Below are 4,693 nucleotides of genomic sequence, written 5' to 3' on the forward strand. Positions count from 1 at the left end.
GTGTCCCGTTGGCCGAACTCGCCGCGCTGGCAGGCGTACCCGCACCGCGATCGGCCGAGGTCACTTCGCTCGAGCAGAACGGTGCATTCACGCGCGCGGTACTACAGGGCAATCAAGCAAGCCATCCGGATTCGTTGCTCGCGTTGCAAGTCAACGGCGTGGATCTCTCGCTCGATCACGGATTTCCCGCGCGCGTGATCGTGCCTGCGCTGCCGGGCGTACACAACACCAAATGGGTTGCCACCATTGTGTTCCGTTCGTGACTTCCGGCTGTGCGCTTTTCAAACCTCCGTGAATGGTAAAGAATCTTTCTTCGGTGGCCCGTGGGGCTGCCGACGAGGGTGTGTTCTCTCGCCTCGATGAGTTCCGAAGGTCATGCCACGATGCTTGCTTTCTCCAGAGGCCTCCTCGCCGCAGGTGCAGCGCTCACGCTGCTGTTCGCCGCAGGATGCTCGTCGTCCGAATCGGGCAATGCCGTTGCCGCAGACACCACCACCTCGTCCGCCACGTCCGCCGCGGGCAGCACCACCGATGACGTCTCCGGCCAGGAAGGCATCGACGCCGGCGGCTCCACCGACATCGATGTCGAGATCGGTCAATGCGTCCAACTCGGCGGAACGATGACGGCCGCCACCATCGAGAACGCCGAATGCGGCAGCATGGAATCGAACTACAAGGTCATCGCCAAGGCCGAGCAGAACGAGCAGTGCCCCACCGACGTGAATCAGACCTACTACGAGACACTCGACGGTGTGGAGCAGGGGGCACTGTGCCTCGATGTCGACTGGGTCGTCGACGGCTGCATGAGCGTGCCCACCGTCGGTATGGATGAGCCCTCACGAGTCGACTGCAACGACCCCACCGCGACCGACGTCGAACAGGTCACCGAGATCAAGACCGGTACCGCCGATCCCAACGAATGCCCCGAGGGTGGATTCGCCTACGATTCAAGGCAATTCGTCGTCTGCACCACGACGATCTCCTAGTCGAGCTGCGCCGTCACCATCTGTGTGACGTAGTGGTAGTCGACGTGGCCGTAGCGGGTGATGGCCGCATGCACTGCGCCCAGGACCTCGCCGCGGCGCACGTCGTCCAGGGCTAGATGGCTCGAGTACGTGGCGGCCAGGGCACAGAATTCGTCTGCGGAGTAGCGCTGGATCCACTCGTACGTCGAGGTCGTCCACGGACCGAAGCCGGCAGCGCAGGGCACGTTCGACTCCGGTTGCGCACCGAGAGAACGCACCAACAGGTGGGCCACTGCCGGCTCGGTTGCGTCGTAGGCCGCCCTGACCGCTTCCCATGCCGGGCCCTCTAGGTCGCCCGGCATGTTCCACCACAACCGAAGGGCACCGCCGGGGACCAACGCGCGGGCCGCCACTGCAGCTCCTTGCCCGTGGTTCACCCAATGCCAGGATTGGGCGGCCACCACTACATCGAACGCCGCTGCCGGGGCTGCACAATCCTCGAACCGCGACACCTGCACTTCGACGGCGAGGTTCTCGGTGCGCCGCCGAACCAGCTCTGCCATAGCCGGATCCGGTTCCACCGCAACAACGGACGCGCCGAGTTCAGCCAAGGCAACGGTGGCTTTACCGGTACCTGCTCCCGCCTCGAGCACTCGCAGCCCGTCCCCGGTCACGATGTCCGCGTACAACTCGGCGGGGTAGCCGGGACGGGCCCGGTCGTAATTCTCGGCAACCTTGCCGAAGCTCAGTGCACGCGATGACTGCTGTCCGTCGGTCACCGTATCGACGGTACCGAGAGCTGACTTGCCAGGAACCGTACGTTTCGTAAAGAGTGAGACAGGTCACTGAGCAACCCAGGGCGCACGAGGAGAATCGATGACCGAGACCACTGCACCTCCGAAATGGAAGGTGGTCGGCCCCGGACTCGTGGTCGCCGCAACCGGCATCGGGGCTGCCGACCTCGTCGCGACTCTGGTGGCCGGCTCGCGCTACGGCTACGCATTGCTCTGGGTCATCATCGTCGGCGTCGTCATGAAAGTCGTTCTGGTGGAGGGTGCCGGCCGCTACACGTTGGCGTCGGGCAACACGATCTTTCAGGGCTGGCGTTCGCTGGGTAAGTGGACGACGGTCTATTTCGCGCCGTACATCGTGATCTGGGGATTCGTCTACGGTGCTGCGGCGATGTCGTCGAGCGCGTTGCCGATCGTCGCGCTGTTCCCGGCCCTGGATCTGAAGGTTGTCGCCATCGCGTCCGGGCTCCTCGGGTTCGCGTTGATCTGGCTCGGTAGCTACGGGTTCTTCGAGAAGATCATCACCGTCTTCGTGGGCATCATGTTCGTGACCGTGATCGGCGCTGCGGTAGTGGCGGTTCCGAACGTTCCCGCCATCGTCAAAGGCATCGTCCCCACCATTCCCGACGGCTCCATCGTGTACGTCCTCGGTCTCGCAGGTGGCGTCGGCGGCACCATCACGCTCGCCGCATACGGCTACTGGCTGCGCGAGAAGGGCTGGATCACACCGAAATTCATGCGCGTCATGCGCATCGACAATTCGATGGCCTACGTCATCTCCGGCATCTTCGTCCTCGCCATGCTCATCGTCGGTGCCGAACTGCTGTACTCGTCGCAGATCGCGATCTCCACCGGCGATCAGGGCCTGATTCAACTCTCCGACGTGCTCGCCGAGCGCTACGGCACGGTGTTCGGGTACGTGTTCCTCATCGGATTCTGGTCGGCGTCGTTCTCGTCGCTGATCGGGGTGTGGAACGGTGTGAGCCTGATGTTCGCGGACTTCGTCGGCAATCTGAAGGGGCTCGAACAGGGCCACCCCGAAACACGCGTGGGCGGTAAGTACTTCCGCTGGTACGTCGCATGGTTGACGTTCCCGCCGATGGCGCTGCTGTGGCTGGACCAACCGATCGGGCTCGTGCTCGCGTACGGCGTCCTCGGGGCGGTGTTCATGCCGTTCCTGGCGGTGACACTGTTGATTCTGCTCAACAGCGATCGGGTGCCACAGCAATGGCGCAACGGCTGGTTCACCAACCTCACGCTGGGTATCTGCGCATTCCTGTTCGCGTGGCTCGCCGTCGACCAGGTCTTGGACGCACTCGACAAGTACGTGTACTAGTCGGCCGCCTCCAGGCGGGCGCGTAGCGTCGACTCCGTGTGCTTGATCGCCTGACCCACAACGGGTTCGACCACAGCGCCGAGCACCTTGCCTGCAATTCCGCCGGGAAGGCTGTAGCGGAACACCACATCCAGACGGGTACCGCCGTCTGCCGTGTCGGAGAACGACCACGTGGACGAGTTGGACAGGCCCTCGACCGATTCGAGCGTGAGCCTCTCGTTGTGGACCCATTCGGTCACGTGCACAACGGAGGTGAGAGCCTTCGGACCGATCTGCATCGTCGCGTCGTACGTGGCTCCGAGACCGGACAGGATGTCGCTCCTCGGCTCGAACCGGGTGATGCCGAACATCCACTGCGGGACGTTTCTGAAGTCGTCCATGTAGGCGAATGCCGCATCACGACTGGTCGATGCCACGGCCGAACGATTGATTTCACGCACTCGTGCACCTTAGTACATGCTACGGCGTGTTACGCATACTTTGGCGGTCCGTTTCAGCGGCGCACGTACCCCGCCTGCATATCCACCACGTTGACCAATTCCGAACCGCGGACGTACCGCTGCAGGTTGTCCTCGAACAGCGCCCACAGACGCTCCGCGAAATCGTCGGAGTCGCCCGCCAGATGCGCGGTCAGGATGACGTTGTCCATGTCCCACAGCGGGCTCGTGTCCGGCAATGGTTCGACCTCGAACACGTCCAACACGGCCCACCCGATCTCTCCGGATCCCAGGACATCGCACAGGGCCCGCTCGTCGACGACGGGACCGCGGGCGATGTTGACCAGGCCTGCATCGGAACGCATGGCCCCCAGCACCGCCGCGTCGACGAGTCCGCGCGAGGCATCGGTCAGCGGTGTCGCCAGCACGATCACGTCGTATTCGCCTGCATACAAGGGCAATTCTCGAAAGTTTCGGATCCGCGAGAACTCCGAATCGCCCGGTCGCTCGGACGTTGCCGCGGCCTCGACGCGCATACCGAGCGCGCCGAGTACGCGGCCGATCTCGCGTCCGATCGAACCGGGACCGACGACGAGGGCGGCGCGACCGTGAATTCCGCCGGCAACTCTGTGTTCCCACACCCGCTCGCGCTGCCGAGCAAGCGCCCGGGGCAACTTCTTGACCGACGCCAGAATGCCGGCTGCGACGTACTCGGCGATGGCCCGGTCGAGGATGCCACCGGAATTGGTCAGCGTCCACGGACTCTCGCGCAGAACCGGGTCCAGCAGTCTGTCGACTCCGGCACTCGACGCGTGGATCCAGCGAAGATTCTCGGCATCGGGCCACACGCCCCGCAGATCGGCAGTCTCGAAGGTCCGAAACAGCAGCACCTCGGCCCACGACACCGCGTCGGCGAGTTCGTCCATCAGGCAGCTTCGGAACTCGACTCCATCGATCCCGGGGAAGGACATCCGGTCCGAACCGCTCTCGACCACAAGCACGTTCACCACAGAACTCGCCACCTCCGTACCATGGCACCGTGCTCACCGTGGAACCCGCAACTGCCGCCGACGCGGCAACGATACTCGGCCTCAGGCACGCAGCCGAGGACTGGCTCTCGGATCGAGGGATCGATCAGTGGACGCCACGCGAGGTGCCCCTCGG

General features: G+C 64.0%; 6 protein-coding genes. 3 read left to right on the top strand and 3 right to left on the bottom strand.

Going from position 1 to position 4,693, the window contains the following annotated elements:
* On the top strand, positions 1 to 263 hold a 263-nt coding region (locus CH256_RS24975; RefSeq protein ID WP_179272219.1), incomplete at its 5' end, for a molybdopterin-dependent oxidoreductase.
* 96 nt (positions 264 to 359) lie between these two features.
* Positions 360 to 986, top strand: a complete 627-nt coding sequence (gene lppU, locus CH256_RS24980; RefSeq protein WP_179272220.1) for an LppU family putative lipoprotein — start codon at positions 360 to 362, stop codon at positions 984 to 986.
* Here lppU and CH256_RS24985 read toward each other — a convergent pair.
* Positions 983 to 1,744 carry a class I SAM-dependent methyltransferase gene (locus CH256_RS24985; protein ID WP_094671069.1) on the bottom strand — a complete coding sequence of 254 codons (762 nt, stop codon included), beginning with the start codon at positions 1,742 to 1,744 and terminating at the stop codon, positions 983 to 985. The genes lppU and CH256_RS24985 overlap by 4 nt on opposite strands.
* Positions 1,745 to 1,841: 97 nt before the next feature.
* Between CH256_RS24985 and CH256_RS24990 the strand changes: the two genes are divergently transcribed.
* Positions 1,842 to 3,092, top strand: a complete 1,251-nt coding sequence (locus CH256_RS24990; RefSeq protein WP_068049426.1) for an Nramp family divalent metal transporter — start codon at positions 1,842 to 1,844, stop codon at positions 3,090 to 3,092.
* Here the strand turns inward: CH256_RS24990 and CH256_RS24995 are convergent.
* Complete coding sequence (locus CH256_RS24995) at positions 3,089 to 3,532, bottom strand: SRPBCC family protein (RefSeq protein WP_082898666.1); 444 nt, start codon at positions 3,530 to 3,532, stop codon at positions 3,089 to 3,091. The genes CH256_RS24990 and CH256_RS24995 overlap by 4 nt on opposite strands.
* A 53-nt stretch (positions 3,533 to 3,585) precedes the next feature.
* Positions 3,586 to 4,536: a D-2-hydroxyacid dehydrogenase gene (locus tag CH256_RS25000; protein ID WP_143536671.1), complete on the bottom strand. Its 951-nt coding sequence runs from the start codon at positions 4,534 to 4,536 to the stop codon at positions 3,586 to 3,588.
* Positions 4,537 to 4,693 lie beyond the last annotated feature (157 nt).

Source organism: Rhodococcus sp. 05-2254-6 (assembly GCF_002258565.1).
Lineage (GTDB): Bacteria > Actinomycetota > Actinomycetes > Mycobacteriales > Mycobacteriaceae > Rhodococcoides.

What these genes read in the sequence shown, in the direction of transcription:
- CH256_RS24990 (WP_068049426.1), top strand. Translation starts at nt 1,842, where the DNA reads ATGACCGAGACCACTGCACCTCCGAAATGGAAGGTGGTCGGCCCCGGA.
- lppU (WP_179272220.1), top strand. Translation starts at nt 360, where the DNA reads ATGAGTTCCGAAGGTCATGCCACGATGCTTGCTTTCTCCAGAGGCCTC.